Annotated in this window: 15 protein-coding genes; 7 read left to right on the forward strand and 8 right to left on the reverse strand. The window is 71.3% G+C overall.

The features are described from left to right. Nucleotides 1-243: hypothetical protein (locus ACZ43N_RS15055; RefSeq protein ID WP_468098182.1), on the reverse strand; the 243-nt coding region annotated here is incomplete at its 3' end. Between ACZ43N_RS15055 and ACZ43N_RS15060 the strand changes: the two genes are divergently transcribed. Then, nucleotides 178-1,521, forward strand: a complete 1,344-nt coding sequence (locus ACZ43N_RS15060; protein WP_468098152.1) for a PH domain-containing protein — start codon at nucleotides 178-180, stop codon at nucleotides 1,519-1,521. The genes ACZ43N_RS15055 and ACZ43N_RS15060 overlap by 66 nt on opposite strands. 87 nt (nucleotides 1,522-1,608) lie before the next feature. On the opposite strand, the gene ACZ43N_RS15065 is transcribed toward ACZ43N_RS15060, so the two are convergent. Next, entirely contained in the window at nucleotides 1,609-3,414 is a 1,806-nt protein-coding gene (locus tag ACZ43N_RS15065) for a hypothetical protein (RefSeq protein WP_468097769.1), read from the reverse strand. Nucleotides 3,415-3,651: 237 nt separating this feature from the next. Continuing rightward, on the reverse strand, nucleotides 3,652-4,776 hold the full coding sequence (locus ACZ43N_RS15070) for an alpha/beta hydrolase (RefSeq protein ID WP_468097770.1): 1,125 nt from the start codon (nucleotides 4,774-4,776) through the stop codon (nucleotides 3,652-3,654). 192 nt (nucleotides 4,777-4,968) lie between these two features. Here ACZ43N_RS15070 and ACZ43N_RS15075 point away from each other — a divergent pair, with 192 nt between their 5' ends. The 6 genes from ACZ43N_RS15075 (at nucleotide 4,969) to ACZ43N_RS15100 (ending at nucleotide 10,168) form a co-directional block, all read left to right on the forward strand. Continuing rightward, the gene (locus ACZ43N_RS15075; RefSeq protein ID WP_468097771.1) at nucleotides 4,969-6,813 is read left to right on the forward strand and encodes a phosphatidylglycerol lysyltransferase domain-containing protein; all 1,845 of its coding nucleotides are present in this window, start codon (nucleotides 4,969-4,971) and stop codon (nucleotides 6,811-6,813) included. 166 nt (nucleotides 6,814-6,979) lie between these two features. Beyond that, nucleotides 6,980-7,846: a dihydropteroate synthase gene (folP, locus tag ACZ43N_RS15080; RefSeq protein ID WP_468097772.1), complete on the forward strand. Its 867-nt coding sequence runs from the start codon at nucleotides 6,980-6,982 to the stop codon at nucleotides 7,844-7,846. Next, nucleotides 7,843-8,346, forward strand: coding sequence for a nuclear transport factor 2 family protein (locus ACZ43N_RS15085; RefSeq protein WP_468097774.1), 504 nt, complete (start codon nucleotides 7,843-7,845; stop codon nucleotides 8,344-8,346). Before folP ends, ACZ43N_RS15085 begins: the two co-directional genes overlap by 4 nt. A 247-nt stretch (nucleotides 8,347-8,593) precedes the next feature. Then, complete coding sequence (folB, locus tag ACZ43N_RS15090) at nucleotides 8,594-8,953, forward strand: dihydroneopterin aldolase (protein WP_468097775.1); 360 nt, start codon at nucleotides 8,594-8,596, stop codon at nucleotides 8,951-8,953. Then, nucleotides 8,950-9,561: a 2-amino-4-hydroxy-6-hydroxymethyldihydropteridine diphosphokinase gene (folK, locus tag ACZ43N_RS15095; protein ID WP_468097777.1), complete on the forward strand. Its 612-nt coding sequence runs from the start codon at nucleotides 8,950-8,952 to the stop codon at nucleotides 9,559-9,561. Before folB ends, folK begins: the two co-directional genes overlap by 4 nt. 121 nt (nucleotides 9,562-9,682) lie before the next feature. Beyond that, the gene (locus ACZ43N_RS15100) at nucleotides 9,683-10,168 is read left to right on the forward strand and encodes a DUF3180 domain-containing protein (protein WP_468098154.1); all 486 of its coding nucleotides are present in this window, start codon (nucleotides 9,683-9,685) and stop codon (nucleotides 10,166-10,168) included. Nucleotides 10,169-10,188: 20 nt separating this feature from the next. On the opposite strand, the gene folE is transcribed toward ACZ43N_RS15100, so the two are convergent. From folE to ACZ43N_RS15125, 5 genes are all read right to left on the reverse strand, one after another. Continuing rightward, the gene (gene folE, locus ACZ43N_RS15105; protein ID WP_468097778.1) at nucleotides 10,189-10,794 is read right to left on the reverse strand and encodes a GTP cyclohydrolase I FolE; all 606 of its coding nucleotides are present in this window, start codon (nucleotides 10,792-10,794) and stop codon (nucleotides 10,189-10,191) included. A 178-nt stretch (nucleotides 10,795-10,972) separates the two neighbouring features. Further along, complete coding sequence (gene ftsH, locus ACZ43N_RS15110) at nucleotides 10,973-12,988, reverse strand: ATP-dependent zinc metalloprotease FtsH (protein ID WP_468097780.1); 2,016 nt, start codon at nucleotides 12,986-12,988, stop codon at nucleotides 10,973-10,975. A gap of 199 nt (nucleotides 12,989-13,187) precedes the next feature. Further along, nucleotides 13,188-13,748, reverse strand: a complete 561-nt coding sequence (gene hpt / locus ACZ43N_RS15115; RefSeq protein ID WP_055523757.1) for a hypoxanthine phosphoribosyltransferase — start codon at nucleotides 13,746-13,748, stop codon at nucleotides 13,188-13,190. A gap of 86 nt (nucleotides 13,749-13,834) precedes the next feature. Further along, the gene (gene tilS / locus ACZ43N_RS15120; RefSeq protein WP_468097781.1) at nucleotides 13,835-14,941 is read right to left on the reverse strand and encodes a tRNA lysidine(34) synthetase TilS; all 1,107 of its coding nucleotides are present in this window, start codon (nucleotides 14,939-14,941) and stop codon (nucleotides 13,835-13,837) included. 191 nt (nucleotides 14,942-15,132) lie between these two features. Then, the gene (locus tag ACZ43N_RS15125; protein ID WP_468097782.1) at nucleotides 15,133-16,257 is read right to left on the reverse strand and encodes a zinc-dependent metalloprotease; all 1,125 of its coding nucleotides are present in this window, start codon (nucleotides 16,255-16,257) and stop codon (nucleotides 15,133-15,135) included. Nucleotide 16,258 lies beyond the last annotated feature (1 nt).

The raw sequence follows: 16,258 nt of genomic DNA on the forward strand, positions 1-16,258 counted from the left end.
GGAGATCCACGAGCCGCCGACGAACAGCAGACAGCCGGAGATCCACGAGCCGCCGACGAACAGCAGACAGCCGGAGATCCACGAGCCGCCGACGAACAGCAGACAGCCGGAGATCCACGAGCCGCCGACGAAGGGCAGGCCGGTGTGGATCAGGAGACGCTTGGCGGGCCGGGGGCCATCGACGGACGGTCGGGCGGCGCAGACCCCGGAGACCCCGCCGAACAGCGAGCCGTCGTGGAGCATCGGCTGCATCCGGTGACGCCGTTGCGGCGGGCCTGGGCACCGGTGGCGGTGGTCATCGGCTGGGCGGTGCACGATCCCGACGGGGCGCAGCGCCAGCTCACCCGGCTGGACCCGTCCACCCTCCTGGTCGGGCTGGCCGTGCTGGTGCCGGCCGCCGCCCTGTACGGCTTTCTGACCTGGTGGTTCACCCACTTCGCGGTGACCGAGAGCGAGCTGCGCATCCGGACCGGCCTGCTGTTCCGCCGTACCGCGCACATCCGCCTCGAACGCATCCAGGCCGTCGATGTCACCCGGCCCCTGCTGGCCCGTATCGCGGGCGTCGCGAAACTCAGACTCGACGTCGTGGGCACCGACAAGAAGGACGAGCTGGCCTACCTCGGCGAAAGCACCGCCCGCGCGCTGCGGGCCGAGCTCCTCGCCCGTGCCGCCGGTTTCGCCCCCGACACCGCGCAGGAGGTGGGCGAGGCTCCCGTACGGCAGCTGCTGAAGGTCCCGCCACGCGTCCTGGCCGTTTCCCTGGTGCTGACCGGCGCCACGTGGGGGACCTTGGTGGCGGCGGTCGTGGTGCCCCCGGTGCTGTGGTTCGCCACGGAGAGCCTGTGGACGGTCCTCGCGACCGCGCTGCCGCTGCTCGGCGCGGCCGGGGCGAGCAGCGTGGGCCGGTTCGTCGGCGAGTACGACTGGACGGTGGGCGAGTCCCCGGACGGCCTCCGCATCGACCACGGGCTCCTCGACCGCGCCCACGAGACGGTGCCGCCCGGCCGCGTGCAGACCGTACGTGTCGTCGAGCCGCTGCTCTGGCGGCGGCGTGACTGGGTGCGGGTCGAACTGGACGTCGCGGGCTCCTCGAACTCCGTGCTCATACCGGTCGCGCCGCGCGAGGTCGCCGAGTCGGTGATCGCCCGGGTGCTGCCGGGGGTGCACGTGCCGGACACGGAAACGCTCGTACGGCCGCCGGCGCGGGCGCGGTGGTGCGTGCCGCTGTGGTGGAAGGGGTACGGGCTCGCCGTCACCGACACGGTGTTCGCCGCACGGCAGGGTCTGCTCAAGCGGCAGTTGGCTCTGGTCCCGCACGCCAAGGTCCAGAGCGTACGGCTGACGCAGGGGCCCTGGGAGCGGTTCAAGCGCGTCGCCGACGTCCATGTCGACACCGGCGCGAACAAGACGGTGACCGCCCGCCTGCGCGACGCCACCGACGCGACGGCACTCCTGCACGCCCAGGCGGAACGGTCCCGGACGGGACGCAGGGAGGCACGGCCGGACAGGTGGATGGCGTGAGGGCCCCGCGCCGGGCACCGGTCCGGAGCGCCAGGCCGGCGCGGTTGCGCGGCCTCGCGCGTGCTGGGCGGGTGAGGTGGGGCGGGATCAGGACGCCGCCGTCCGCAGCCCCTGGAGGTCGATCTGTTCCGTCTCGTCGTGAGCCGTGAGGTCGATGACCTGGCCGACCCCGCGGGTCGCCTCGTCCATGCGCTTGAACCGCGCCTCGGACTCGGCCTTGTGCAGCGCGAGCGCCTCCTGGCCGACCACGTCGGCGAGGTCCTCGTTCTGCACGGCCTCGAACACGTCCGCCTCCTTCTGCGTGCCGAAGAAGTCGAACCCGCCCTCGACGGCCGCGCGCCGCTGCGGCGCCGCCGGGACGACGGCCACGGCGGTCGGCACGGTGAAGTGACCGGCCGGCCTGACCACCGGCAGCGCGGGCAGCGGGAGCTCCGGCGGGACTTCGGATTGCGTGGGTACGGGCGCGGCCGGAACAGGGGGCGCAGGTACGGGCTCGGCGGCCGCGTGCTCATGCCCGTCGACCGCCCCCGTTTCCCCCGCCGGGTCGTCCTCCTCGGAGGTCACGACCGGAACCCGCTCCGCCTCCGCGTCGGTCTCGGCGGAACGTCCCTGCCGGGTACCACCGCCGTTCGGCCCGTCCGGGTCGTCCTCCGGCGAACCGCCCTTGCCGGAACCATCCTTCACCGGAAGCCCTTTGGCGGGCTCGTCCACAGCCACGTCTACGGACTCCGACGCGTCGGCGGTCTGGGGCGCATCGCCCGACTCGCCCGGCTGACCGGCCTCGACGGCAGCCTCCGCCCGGCCCTGCTCCTCGCCCTCACGCCGACCCTCGGCCTCCGCCAGGCCCTCGCCGCCGGCCTCCGCCTCGGCGACGACCTCCACGCCGCTCTTCACATCGGCGCCGCTCGCCACCTCCGCCGTGACCTGGGTCTCGCCCGCGCCTTCGCCGCCGGCCTCCGCCTCGGCAACGGCCTCCGCCACAGCATCCGTCACGGTGTCCCCACCGGTCATGGACCCGGTCTCCGCCCCGGCCCCGCTCTCCCCCTCGGCCGGGACACGCCCCGTGTCCTTCGTCGACGTGCGCTGGGTGATGATCCGCTCCAGCGCCGAGTTCGCCCGCAGCCACAGCGAGGAACCGGCCGGGGAGAACACCCCAGACGCGGGCTTCCCGCCCTCGCCCGGCACATCCTCGGCGTCATCGGCGTCATCGAAGTCGTCGTCCCCGTCCGCACCGGCACCGGCCGCCCCCGCGGCACCGCGCGCGCCCCAAGGCGCCCCCGCCGCGGGAACCCCCTGCGGCGGCACGGGCGAGGCCTGGGCGGCGGTACGGCCGCGAGCCACATCCGCCGTACCGGCCTGACCGGTCGCACCGGAGGTGCCGGCCGTCTCCGCCGTACCCTCGCCACCGGCCGTCAGCTCCCGCGCCCCCTCCGGAACCGTCGTCTCGATCTCCAGCAGACGGCGGCCCTCCAGGGCGCTGGCCCGCTCCGTCTCGGCCGTGGCGTACCGGCGCAGCAGCGCGGCGTGTTCGTTGCGGAGGTTCGCCAACTCCGCCCGCTTGGCGCGGAGCTTGTGCTCCAGCTTGGTGCGCAGCTCGCGGGACTCCTCGAGGTCCGTCTCCAGTTCCGCGACCCGCTCCTCGTGGCGCCACTCGTCGCTCGCCCGCGCGCGCGTGAGGTCGGCGACGCGCTTGCCCGCCTCGACGTCCCAGCGGCGCATGACCGCCGCGCCCACGGCCGCGGTGGCCGCGGCGACGGCGGCGGTGACCCGGAGCACCGCCGGCTCGGAGAACACCCAGGGCCCGAGGGCGCAGACGAGCGAGACGCCTGCGATCGCCGTGGGGGGCAGCAGCCTGTGCAGAGGCGGTGAATGGCGGTGACGTCCACGTGGCATGGCCAGAAACTTACCGCGCGTAGGCGAATCATGGTGCCCCGGGCCGCAAAAACTCAGCCGCCCCTCTCACCTCTCACAAGCCTTCACAAGCTCCCTCACCACCAGGGCACCATTGCGCTCACCGGCGGCTCCTCTACTCGATCAACTCCCGTCATTCCAGATAAGCGTTGGCCACATCCCGCTCTTTCGCCCCCGCGCAATTTCCACGGAATTGCCGGCCGGCTCGGAACCCGCCCCTCACCGGTCGCTGAGCCGTCCGCTGATCCACTGCAGGGTCGCCGGAATCTCCCGGCGCCAGGTGTTGAAGTTGTGCCCGCCGCTGTCGAGGATGATCGACGAGATCCGCGTCGGTCGCTTCTCCTTCGCCAACGCGATGAAGTCCAGCGTGGCCTTGTAGTTGGCCTCTCCCTGCTTGCTGCTGGTGACGAGGAGAGAGGTGTCGGGCGCCGGCCGGTGCTTCAGGTACCAGAACAGATCGGCCTCGTTCTGAAGCGTCCTGTTCCCCTGGAAGAGATCACCGGTCGTCGTGTCGAGGGGCGCCTTGTAGTACGGCGAGAGACCGGCCCCCGCCGCATACGTACCGGGGTGGTGGACGGCGAGCTTCAGCGCGCAGTACCCGCCGGTGGAGTCTCCGACGACACCCCAGCTTCCGGGCTTCTCACCGACCCGGTAATGGTGCCCCACGGCGTCCGGCAGGTCCTCGGCGAAGAATGTCTCGGTCTGCGGCCCGCCCGGGACGTCCACGCACTCGGTGTCCCGCGGCGGCGCCACCGTCGGCCGCAGCATGACCAGGATCATCGGCTGCGCCTCGCCGTCGCGGGCCAGCGCGTGGGCCGTCTGCGGGAAGTGCAGTCCCTTGATGAGCGCCTCGGCGGTGCCCGGGTAGCCGGTGAGGACCACGGCGGCCGGGAAGCTGCGGGTGCGGTACCGGGGCTGGAAGTACTCCGGCGGCAGATAGACGTACGCCGGGCTGGCGATCCGTGAGGTACGGCCGACGATCTCGACCTTCTGGATCTGGCCGCCGACCTCGCGCTGCCCGCCGCCCGTCACGTTCACCTTCCGGGTGCCGAGGACACGCAACGGGCCCCCGGTCTCGGCGTCGTCGTGGTCGACGACCACACCCGGAGCGGTCTCCCGGCCGAAGAGGTCGGCCCAGCTGGCGTAGAACCCGAAGGCCTGGTTCGCGGCGAGCCCGATCGCCGCGAAGACGGCGACCTGCGTGGCCAGCAGCACCCCGATCCGTCCGCACACGGCCCGCCAGCCCCGCCGTGCCAGCCTCGGCCACAGCCACACCGTGCCGACGAACAGCAGCACGGCGGACAGCACCGCCAGCACCAGCACCTTGTTGCTCGTTAGACCCATCGGGTTGTCCCCCGCCGTTCTTTCTTTCCCCGTTTTTCCCTGCCCTTTGGTTCAGCTTTCCGATGGAGAGTGAACCTCCATGGCCAAGCCACCGTCCTAGAGGGCGCAATGTCGCCGGATGCCGGAAAAGGCACCGGATCCAGCTCTCTCGCGGAACTACGGGATGCGATGTCTGTCAGGACAGATGGGGAAATGTCGGGTGGGGTTCCGGTCCGTTCGGACCGACTCCCACTGAGCGCCGCTCGGCGCGTACGCGGTCTGCTGCGCGGGCCGCGCCCCGAGGCGGTGCCCGCTCTGGTCGCCCGGGCCTGCACGCTCGTCGGACTCGTGGACATCGCCGCCGGCGTGTTCCCCCGCTTCCGGCACAGCCGTATGCACGCGCTGGCCGAGGTACTGCCGGGCGCCCTCGGCCCGTTCGCCGCGGCGCTGTCGCTGAGCGCGGGGGTCCTCCTCCTGCTGCTCGCCCACGGGTTGAGGCGGCGCAAACGGCGGGCCTGGCGCGCGGCCGTCGTGCTCCTCCCGGCCGGCGCGATCGCGCAGTTCACCTACCGCCACTCGATCGTCGGCGCCCTCGTCTCCCTGGCGCTGCTCGTCCCGCTGCTGCGCCACCGCGACGAGTTCCGCGCCCTGCCCGACCCCACCAGCCGCTGGCGGGCCCTCGCCAACTTCATGCTGATGGGCACCGGTTCCATCCTCCTCGGCCTGATGGTCGTCAGCGCCCACCCGGGGCGCATGGTGGGCAATCCGAGCCTGGCCGACCGCCTCGAACACGTCATCTACGGCCTCTTCGGCTTCGAGGGTCCGGTCGCCTACGCCGGCAACACGTCCTGGACGGTCGCCTTCTCCCTCGGCGCCCTCGGCCTGCTGACCGCCATCACCACCATCTACCTCGCCTTCCGCCCCGAGCACCCGGCGGCCCGCCTCACCTCCGACGACGAGGCCCGACTGCGCGCCCTGCTGGCCAGGCACGGCGGCCGTGACTCCCTCGGCCACTTCGCCCTGCGCCGCGACAAGGCGGTCGTGTTCTCGCCGAGCGGCAAGGCGGCGGTCACCTACCGCGTGGTCTCCGGTGTGATGCTCGCCAGCGGCGACCCGATCGGCGACGTCGAGGCCTGGCCCGGCGCCATCGAACGCTTCATGGACGAGGCCAAGGCCCACTCCTGGACCCCCGCCGTCATGGGCTGCTCCGAGACCGGCGCCGAGGTCTGGACCCGGGAGACCGGACTCGACGCCCTCGAACTGGGCGACGAGGCGGTGGTGGACGTCGCGGATTTCTCGCTCGCCGGACGCGCGATGCGCAACGTGCGTCAAATGGTGAAGCGCATCGAGCGCCTCGGTTACGAAACCCGGGTACGGCGCGTCCGTGACCTCGGTGAGGCCGAGCTGGACCGGATCCGCCGCGCCGCCGAGGACTGGCGGGGCACCGACACCGAACGCGGCTTCTCCATGGCCCTCGGCCGCATCGGCGACCCGGACGACGGCGACTGCCTGATCGCCACCGCCCACAAGGCCGACGAGACCCCGGGCCCCTACGGCGACCTGAAGGCCGTCCTCCACTTCGTGCCCTGGGGCCCCGACGGCGCCTCACTGGACCTGATGCGCCGTGACCGCTCCGCCGACCCCGGCATGAACGAACTCCTCATCGTCGCGGCCCTCCAGGCCGCCCCGCGCCTGGGCGTCCAGCGCGTCTCCCTGAACTTCGCGATGTTCCGTTCGGCCCTCGCCCGCGGCGAGAAGATCGGCGCCGGCCCCGTCCTGCGTGCCTGGCGCGGCCTGCTCGTCTTCCTCTCCCGCTGGTTCCAGATCGAGTCGCTGTACAAGTTCAACGCCAAGTTCCGCCCCCGCTGGGAACCCCGCTTCGTCGTCTACGCCGCCTCCCGCGACCTCCCCCGCATCGGCCTCGCCGCCATGCAGGCCGAAGGCTTCGTCAACCTGGCCCTCCCCCGCGTCCTGCGCCGCCGGCCCAGGCCCCCGGCCCCTTGCGCCCACGCGGGACGGGACCACGACCTGAGCGAGCGAACCGCCCAGGCGGCCTGACCCACCCCGAACAGCCTGAGCGAGAGCCCCACCACCCGTGCCCAGGGGCTCTCGCTCAGGTCCACAATCGCCCCCGCCCGATGGCCCGGAGGCTCCCTCGACCGCCCCGCCGCCGCCCGCGGGCGGCGGAGCACCGGCCGCGCCCCAGGGGGCCTACGCTTGTCGCATGAGCGAGCTGAACCGGCGCGGCCGAGTGGCTGGTATGCCCCTGTGGGACCGCTGCGCGGTCATGGGCGTGGTGAACGTCACCCCGGACTCCTTCTCCGACGGCGGCCGCTGGTTCGACACCACGGCGGCCGTCAAGCACGGCCTCGAACTGGTCGCGGAGGGCGCCGACCTGGTCGACGTGGGCGGTGAGTCCACCCGACCCGGCGCCACCCGCGTCGACGAGGCGGAGGAACTGCGGCGGGTCGTCCCCGTCGTACGGGGCCTGGCCTCCGAAGGCGTCACCGTCTCCGTGGACACCGTGCGCGCCTCCGTCGCCGAGCAGGCGCTCGCGGCCGGTGCGGCCCTCGTCAACGACGTCAGCGGCGGTCTCGCCGACCCCGCGATGATCCCGGTCGTCGCCGACGCCGGCGCCCCCTTCGTGGTCATGCACTGGCGCGGCTTCCTGGAGGGCGGCAACGTCAGGGGCGTGTACGACGACGTCGTCGCCGAGGTGGTGAACGAACTGCACGCGCGCGTGGAGGCGGTGCTGGAGGGCGGTGTCGCCCCCGACCGCGTCATCGTCGACCCCGGGCTCGGCTTCTCCAAGGACGCCGAGCACGATCTCGCCCTCCTCGCCCACCTCGACCGGCTGCACGGGATCGGCCATCCCCTGCTCGTCGCCGCCTCCCGCAAGAGGTTCCTCGGGCGCGTGCTGGCCGGCCCCGAGGGCTCCCCGCCGCCCGCGCGCGAACGCGACGCCGCCACCGCCGCCGTCTCGGCCATCGCCGCCCAGCAGGGCGCCTGGGCCGTCCGCGTGCACGAGGTGCGCGCCACCGCCGACGCCGTCCGCGTCGCCCGCGCGATCGAAGGAGCCCGGGAGCGGTGAGTTCGGCCCACACGGACGTCGAGCAGGTGGAACTCGCCAACACGGCCTTCTACGAGGCGATGGAGCAGGGCGACTTCGAGACGCTCTCCTCGCTCTGGCTGGACCCCGCCGACCTGGGCGTGGACGAGGAGTACCACGACCCCGCCGAGACCGGCGTGATCTCCTGCGTGCACCCCGGCTGGCCGGTGCTCACCGGCCGCGGCGAGGTGCTGCGGTCGTACGCGCTGATCATGGCGAACACCGAGTACATCCAGTTCTTCCTCACCGACGTCCATGTCTCGGTCACCGGGGACACCGCGCTGGTCACCTGCACCGAGAACATCCTCAGCGGCGCCCCGGCGCCGGACGGCAGCGACGAGCTGGGGCCGCTCGTCGGACAGCTGGTCGTCGCCACGAACGTGTTCCGCCGTACGGCGGACGGCTGGCGGATCTGGTCGCACCACGCCTCTCCCGTCCTCACCGAATCCTCCGACGACGACAGCGAGGAGTCACCCTCCTGAGAGGGGGGCGCTGCCGGACCGGCCGTGACGTGACGGGGAACACTGCCGTGCGGGTATGGGCGGCGCCCTGACCGTGGGCCATGGTGTTCCCTGCGGGAAACGCCCGGTGAACCCTTCCCCACGTGGAGTGGGCGCCGCCTTCCCGGGGCAGGCGCTGTCCGTGCCCGCAGGTAGATTCGAGGTGGCCGGTGTGCCGATCACACCCGGAAGGCACCGGCCGATACCGACGATTGCAGGAGTGATTCGCGTGGATCGTGTCGCGCTGCGCGGCCTGAAGGCCCGCGGGTACCACGGGGTGTTCCCGCACGAACGCGAGGAGGGCCAGACCTTCGTCGTGGACCTCACGCTGGGCCTGGACACCCGGCCGGCCGCAGCCGCCGACGACCTGGCGAAGACCGTGCACTACGGGATCGTGGCGGAGGAGGTCGTGGGCATCGTCGAGGGCGAGCCCGTGAACCTCATCGAGACCCTCGCCGAGCGCATCGCCCGGGCGTGCCTCGGGCACGAGGGGGTCCAGGAGGTCGAGGTGAGCGTCCACAAACCGAACGCCCCGATCACCGTCCCCTTCGACGACGTGACCGTCACCATCACCCGGAGCCGAGTATGACCGCGTTCTTCACCCGGGGTCAGAGCGACCCGACCGTACAGCCGGTGCCCGCCGCCGTGGTGCAGAAGGTGGACGATGCCGACACGACCCTCCAGAACCCCCGCCGCGCCGTGATCTCCCTCGGCTCCAACCTGGGCAACCGCCTGGAGAACCTCCAGGGCGCCATCGACGCGCTGGAGGACACACCCGGCGTCCGTATCAAGGCCGTGTCCCCGGTGTACGAGACGGAGCCCTGGGGCGTCGCGCCCGGCAGCCAGCCCGCGTACTTCAACGCGGTCGTCGTCCTGAAGACCACCCTGCCCCCGTCGTCCCTCCTGGAGCGCGCCCAGGCCGTCGAGGAGGCCTTCCACCGGGTCCGCGACGAGCGGTGGGGACCGCGCACACTCGACGTGGACATCGTCGCCTACGCCGACGTGGTCTCCGACGACCCCGCACTGACCCTGCCCCACCCGCGCGCCCATGAGCGGGCCTTCGTCCTCGCGCCCTGGCACGACGTGGAGCCCCAAGCACTGCTCGCCGGCCACGGCACGGTGGCCCAGCTCCTCGACGGTCTCACCCGCGAAGGCGTGTCGCCCCGCGCCGACCTGGAACTCCACCTGCCCGCGTAGTCGTTAAGGTCTACCAGGTCGGGATCCTCACCCGACGCCGCCGGGACCGGGGCTCGGACCGGCCGTCCGACGCCCGCGGATCCCGGTGTCCGTGGACCACCAGACTCGTCGAAAGGGCATCGTGAAAGAGCTGCGCATCAGGACGCTGGCCACGGTGTTCGTCGTGGCGGGGGTGCTGTCCTGGGCCGGGGCCCGGCTGTGGAACTCGGTGGGCACCCTGCCCAGCGTCCCGCTGGCCGCGCCCATCGTCCTCGCCCTGATCGCCGCCGTCCTCACCGCCACGGCGCTCTCCATCCGCAGCCGCCTCAAGGCCCAGCGGGAGCGGCAGCCGGACGCCAAGGGGGTCGACCCCCTGATGGCCGCCCGCGCCGTCGTCTTCGGCCAGGCCAGCGCTCTCGTCGCCGCCCTCGTCTGCGGCATGTACGGCGGTGTGGGGGTCTTCCTCCTGGAGTCCCTGGAGATCCCGGCCCGCCGTGACCAGGCCATCTACGCCGGCTTCTCCGTCCTCGCGGGCATCGGCGTCATAGCGGCCGCCTTCTTCCTGGAGCGGGTGTGCAAGCTCCCGGAGGACGACGACACCAACGGGGGCGCGGCGCGGGCCGCGTAGCCGACCGACGGTCCGGCGGGTCAGCGCGCCAGTATCAGGCTCATCGCCTCCGCACGGGTCGTGGCGTCCCGGAGCTGCCCACGCACCGCCGACGTCGTGGTCTTGGCACCCGGCTTGCGGATGCCGCGCACCGACATGCACATGTGCTCCGCCTCGATGACCACGATGGCGCCGCGCGCCTCAAGAATGCGCACGAGTGAGTCGGCGATCTGCGTGGTGAGTCGTTCCTGCACCTGCGGTCGACGAGCGAACACCTCGACGAGCCGCGCCAGCTTCGACAGCCCGGTGATCTTCCCCGTCTCGGCCGGGATGTACCCGATGTGCGCCACGCCGTGGAACGGCAGCAGGTGATGTTCACACAGGCTCACGATTTCGATGTCCTTCACCAGGATCATCTCGTCGTGCCCCAGGTCGAACGTCGTCGTCAGAACATCCTCGGGCGTCTGCCTGAGTCCCGCCAGGAGCTCCTTGTACGCCCGCGCCACCCGCGCAGGCGTATCTCTGAGCCCCTCCCGGTCCGGGTCCTCCCCGACCGCGATCAGCAGCTCTCGTACGGCGTTCTCGGCGCGCTTCTCGTCGAACTCGCCGATGGTGCCCTCGCCGTCCAGCGTCACGGGGTCGGTCATGTGGTGCCTCGCTCCTGCAGCCTGTGACGCGTGCGGCTGACGCGTCTGTTTACGGCCATATGGCAATGCCGCGCCCCCCAGGCTAAAACCTGGGGGGCGCGGCATTCATTCCGGGCCTGGTGAGGCGGCCGCGGCCGGGAGCGGTGGCTTCCGGTGGCCGGATCCCATCGGCTGGGCGTCAGCTCTCCGGACGCTCCTCCGGGGTCGCCTCGACGGTGGACTTGGCGGTGATCGCCGGCGTCGCGCCGTTGGCGCCGTTCGTCAGTGCGAGCTCCTTCGGGGAGAGCACCGGCGGACGGGTGGAGGGGGTGCGGCGGGAGGAGCCGGTCCAGGCGGGCCGGGGCGGGCGCTTGACGATGGGGGCGAAGATCTCGGCGATCTCCTCCTTGCCCAGCGTCTCCTTCTCCAGCAGCTGGAGCACCAGGTTGTCGAGGACGTCGCGGTTCTCGACCAGGATCTCCCAGGCCTCGTTGTGCGCGTTCTCGATGAGCTTCTTGACCTCTTCGTCCACGAGCGCGGCGACCTCTTCCGAGTAGTCGCGCTGGTGAGCCATCTCACGGCCGAGGAACGGCTCGGTGTTGTCGCCGCCGAACTTGATGGCGCCGAGACGCTCGGTCATGCCGTACTGGGTGACCATCGCGCGGGCCAGGTTGGTGGCCTTCTCGATGTCGTTCGCGGCGCCGGTGGTCGGGTCGTGGAAGACCAGTTCCTCGGCGGCACGGCCGCCCAGCATGTACCCGAGCTGGTCGAGCATCTCGTTGCGGGTGGTCGAGTACTTGTCCTCGTCCGGCAGGACCATCGTGTAGCCGAGGGCACGGCCCCGGGACAGGATCGTGATCTTGTGGACCGGGTCGGAGTTCGGCGAGGCCGCCGCGACCAGGGCGTGGCCGCCCTCGTGGTACGCGGTGATCTTCTTCTCCTTGTCCGACATGATCCGGGTCCGCTTCTGCGGGCCCGCGACCACTCGGTCGATCGCCTCGTCCAGCATCTGGTTGTCGATCAGCTTCTTGTCGCTGCGGGCCGTCAGCAGGGCGGCCTCGTTCAGGACGTTGGAGAGATCGGCACCCGTCATGCCGGGGGTGCGGCGGGCGACGGCGGACAGGTCGACGTCGGGCGCGACCGGCTTGCCCTTCTGGTGGACCTTGAGGATCTCCAGGCGGCCCTGCATGTCCGGGCGGTCGACGGCGATCTGCCGGTCGAAGCGGCCGGGGCGCAGCAGCGCCGGGTCGAGGATGTCGGGGCGGTTCGTCGCGGCGATGAGGATCACGCCGCCCTTGACGTCGAAGCCGTCCATCTCGACGAGGAGCTGGTTCAGGGTCTGCTCGCGCTCGTCGTGTCCGCCACCGAGGCCGGCGCCGCGGTGGCGGCCGACCGCGTCGATCTCGTCGACGAAGACGATCGCGGGGGCGTTCGCCTTGGCCTGCTCGAAGAGGTCGCGGACCCGGGAGGCGCCGACACCGACGAACATCTCGACGAAGTCGGAACCGGAGATCGAGTAGAAGGGGACTCCGGCCTCACCGGCGACGGCGCGCGCGAGGAGCGTCTTACCGGTACCGGGCGGGCCGTAGAGCAGGACGCCCTTGGGGATCTTGGCGCCGACGGCCTGGAACTTGGCGGGCTCCTGGAGGAATTCCTTGATCTCGTGGAGTTCCTCGACGGCCTCGTCCGCGCCGGCGACGTCGGCGAAGGTGGTCTTCGGCGTGTCCTTGGTGATGAGCTTGGCCTTGGACTTCCCGAAGTTCATCACTCGGGAGCCGCCGCCCTGCATCTGGTTCATCAGGAACAGGAAGACGACGACGATGAGGACGAAGGGGAGCAGGGACAGCAGGATGCCGACGAAAGCGTTCTGCTTGGTCGGGGAGACCGTGTAGCCGTCGGGGATCTGCTTGTTCTGGAACTTGTCCTGCAGGGTGTTGGCGAGGGTCACACCCTGGTCGCCGATGTAGCTCGCCTGGATCTTCGAGCCGCCCTCGATCTTCTCGCCGTCCTTGAGCTGGATCTTGATGATCTGCTCTTCGCCGGTGGTCAGCTTGGCCTCTTGGACCTTGTTGTCATTGATCGCCTGGACGACCTGGCCGGTGTCCACCGTCTTGTAGCCGCCGGACGAGCCGACGACCTGCATCAACACGACCACGGCAAGGACGGCCAGCACGATCCACATGACTGGCCCACGGAAGTATCGCTTCACGTCCATCCATACGGAGCGGTGCCGCCCCGTCCCTCCTGCCATAGTGAGTTTGATAAAGACTGTTCTTCGGACGGTACCCCAGCATTGTCACCCGAAGCCGCGTAGGACCGATGGCACCCCGTCCTCGCATGCTCCAACGGCTTGAAACCCGCTGGGGTTCCCGAGCGTCTCAGTAAGACTGCCCCGCGTTCGTGACGGGGGTGTGTCAGCCGCCGTAGACGTGGGGCGCGAGCGTACCGACGAACGGGAGGTTGCGGTACTTCTCGGCGTAGTCGAGGCCGTAGCCGACGACGAACTCGTTGGGAATGTCGAAGCCGACCCATTCGACGTCGATGGCGACCTTGGCGGCCTCGGGCTTGCGCAGCAGGGTGCACACCTTGAGGGAGGCGGGCTCGCGGGAGCCGAGGTTGGAGATCAGCCAGGACAGGGTCAGGCCGGAGTCGATGATGTCCTCGACGATCAGGACGTGCTTGCCCTTGATGTCGGTGTCGAGGTCCTTGAGGATCCGCACCACGCCGGAGGACTGGGTGCCCGCGCCGTAGGAGGACACGGCCATCCAGTCCATGGTGACCGGGGTGGACAGCGCCCGCGCGAGGTCCGCCATGACCATCACCGCGCCCTTGAGCACGCCGACGATGAGCAGGTCCTTGCCCGCGTACTCCGCGTCGATCTTCGCGGCCAGCTCGGCCAGCTTCGCGTCGATCTCTTCCTTGGTGATGAGCACCTGCTTGAGGTCGGCACCCATGTCTTTCGCGTCCACCCGCATCACTTTCGGTCGTCCCAGGGCCGCCGCCGGACGCTTTCCCCCTGGGGGTCCCGGGGCCCGGTGAGGGGCCCCTTCGGCGTCCGGTTTCAGCCTTGCCGAATCACCAGTCTGCCACCCTGACGCTGAGCGACGACCCGGCCGGGGAGATTGATGGCTCCCTGGCCGCGCCATCCGGTGATGAGCCGGTCGATCTCCTCGATGTGGCGGGCGAAGAGGGAACCGGCCGGGGCACCGGCCTCGATGGCGGCGCGGCGCAGGATGCGGCGGCGTACGGCGGGGGGCAGTGCGTAGAGCTTGGCGCACTCCAGCAGGCCCGTGGCGTCGCGGACGGAGGCTTCGGCCTGGCGGGCCCAGGCGTCGAGGGCGTCGGCGTCGTCGCGGGAGAGCTGGGCCGTGCGGGCGAGTGCTTCGACGACGCCCTTGCCGAGGGCCTTCTCCAGGGCGGGCAGGCCCTCGTGGCGGAGCCGGGATCGGGTGTAGGCGGGATCGGCGTTGTGAGGATCGTCCCAGACGGGGAGGGACTGGACCATGCAGGCCTTGCGGGCGGTCTGGCGGTCCAGTTCGAGGAAGGGGCGGCGGTACCGGCCGTCGGCCCCCGAGACCGCGGCCATGCCGGACAGGGAGCGGGTGCCGGAACCCCGGGCGAGACCGAGGAGGACGGTTTCGGCTTGGTCGTCGCGGGTGTGGCCGAGGAGGACGGCGGCGGCGCCATGGCGGTCGAGGGCGGCGTCCAGGGCGGCGTAGCGGGCGTCGCGGGCGGCGGCTTCGGGACCGCCGTCGCGGCCGACGGTGACGGTGACGGACTCGGCGGGGTCGAGGCCGAGTTCACGCAGGCGCAGGACGACTTCCTCGGCGCGCAGATCGGAGCCGGGCTGCAGTCCGTGGTCGACGGTGACGCCGCCGGCGCGGATGCCGAGCCTGGGCGCCTCGAAGGCGAGGGCGGAGGCGAGGGCCATGGAGTCGGCGCCGCCGGAACAGGCGACGAGCACGAGCGGCGGGAAGGCGGGCACGGCCTCGGGGGGTACGGCCGTGGGGAGCGCGGACGCCGGTGGTGCGCCGGTGAGGGGTGGCGCGCCCGGGGTCGCGCAGGCGGGCGTGCGACGGGTGGTGTTCGTGTGGTGTTCGGTGAGGACGTCGTGGAGTACGCGGCGCACCGCCAGGCGTATCGCCGCGACCGCGGGGTGGGGACCCATGTCCGGTTCCCTTCACGAAATTGTCGGGGGGTGAGGCCGAGCTCGGTCACTCAGAGTGTGTAGATGGTGACAGAACCGGGCCGTTCCCCGAGCATTGCACGCCTACCCATGGCTCACGGTCCCTCGGACGGGTGATTGGAGAGGCGTTCGCCTGCCGTCGGCCGGATTCGTTCACCACGCTCACGCGTGGCTCACGACTCCGCCTTGCGGTGCACCCGCGCGACCCAGTCCGCCGGTTTGGCGATCTCCGCCTTGGTCGGCAGGGTGTTCGGCGAGGTCCACACGCGGTTGAAACCGTCCATGCCGACCTGTTCGACGACTGCCCGTACGAACCGTTCACCGTCCCGGTACTGCCTCAGTTTGGCATCCAGACCGAGCAGCTTGCGCAGGGCGAGGTCCAGTCGTGAGGCGCCCTTGGCCCGTCGCTGCTGGAACTTCTCGCGGATCTCGGAGACGGAGGGGACTACCGCGGGGCCCACGCCGTCCATGACGAAGTCGGCGTGGCCCTCCAGGAGGGACATGACAGCGGTGAGGCGGCCGAGGATCTCGCGCTGGGCGGGCGTCTGCACCAACTCCACGATCGAGTGACCGTCGTCGCCGACCTCCCCTTCGGGACGACCCCCGGCGAGTGACTGGGCGGCCTCCCGGATGCGCTCCAGGACCGTCATGGGGTCGACCTCGGTCTCCTGCAAGAAAGACTGGATTTCACCCTCGAGGTGGTCGCGCAGCCAGGGGACGGCCGTGAACTGGGTCCGGTGGGTCTCCTCATGGAGGCAGACCCAGAGGCGGAAGTCGTGGGGCTGCACGTCGAGTTCGCGCTCGACGTGGACGATGTTCGGGGCGACCAGCAGCAGCCGGCCGCCGCCGTTCTCGCCCGCGGGCAGTTCCCGGCTGGCCGGGGCGAACGTCTCGTACTGGCCGAGGACCCGGGAGGCCAGGAACGACAGCAGCATGCCGAGTTCCACGCCGGTGACCTTGCCGCCCACCGCGCCCAGCACGGCACCGCCGGGGGTGCCGCTGCGACGTTCCTGCATCTTCTCCAGCAACGGTTTGAGCAGTTCCCGGAACCCGGCGACGTTCGCCCGGACCCAGCCCGGGCGGTCGACGACGAGGACGGGTGTGTCGTCGGCCTCGTCGGGGAGCATCCGCGTGAACGCGCGGACGTGCTCCTCCGACGCCTTCGCGTGTCGGCGCAGCTCGGCGACGATGGCCCTGGCCTCGTCGCGGCTCACCTCGGGGCCCGGCCGTACGAGCCGGGTCGCGGTCGCCACCGCGAGATTCCAGTCGACCATCTCGGCACCACCGATGCGCGTCATG

It is taken from the genome of Streptomyces sp. NPDC030814 (genome assembly GCF_055572155.1).

Bases quoted from the DNA above. Each gene is read 5' to 3' on its own strand.
- ACZ43N_RS15070 (WP_468097770.1), bottom strand. From the start codon at position 4,776: ATGGGTCTAACGAGCAACAAGGTGCTGGTGCTGGCGGTGCTGTCCGCC.
- ACZ43N_RS15065 (WP_468097769.1), bottom strand. From the start codon at position 3,414: ATGCCACGTGGACGTCACCGCCATTCACCGCCTCTGCACAGGCTGCTG.
- folE (WP_468097778.1), bottom strand. From the start codon at position 10,794: ATGACCGACCCCGTGACGCTGGACGGCGAGGGCACCATCGGCGAGTTC.
- ftsH (WP_468097780.1), bottom strand. From the start codon at position 12,988: ATGGACGTGAAGCGATACTTCCGTGGGCCAGTCATGTGGATCGTGCTG.
- tilS (WP_468097781.1), bottom strand. From the start codon at position 14,941: ATGGGTCCCCACCCCGCGGTCGCGGCGATACGCCTGGCGGTGCGCCGC.
- ACZ43N_RS15125 (WP_468097782.1), bottom strand. From the start codon at position 16,257: ATGACGCGCATCGGTGGTGCCGAGATGGTCGACTGGAATCTCGCGGTG.
- folP (WP_468097772.1), top strand. From the start codon at position 6,980: ATGAGCGAGCTGAACCGGCGCGGCCGAGTGGCTGGTATGCCCCTGTGG.
- hpt (WP_055523757.1), bottom strand. From the start codon at position 13,748: ATGCGGGTGGACGCGAAAGACATGGGTGCCGACCTCAAGCAGGTGCTC.
- folK (WP_468097777.1), top strand. From the start codon at position 8,950: ATGACCGCGTTCTTCACCCGGGGTCAGAGCGACCCGACCGTACAGCCG.
- ACZ43N_RS15075 (WP_468097771.1), top strand. From the start codon at position 4,969: ATGTCGGGTGGGGTTCCGGTCCGTTCGGACCGACTCCCACTGAGCGCC.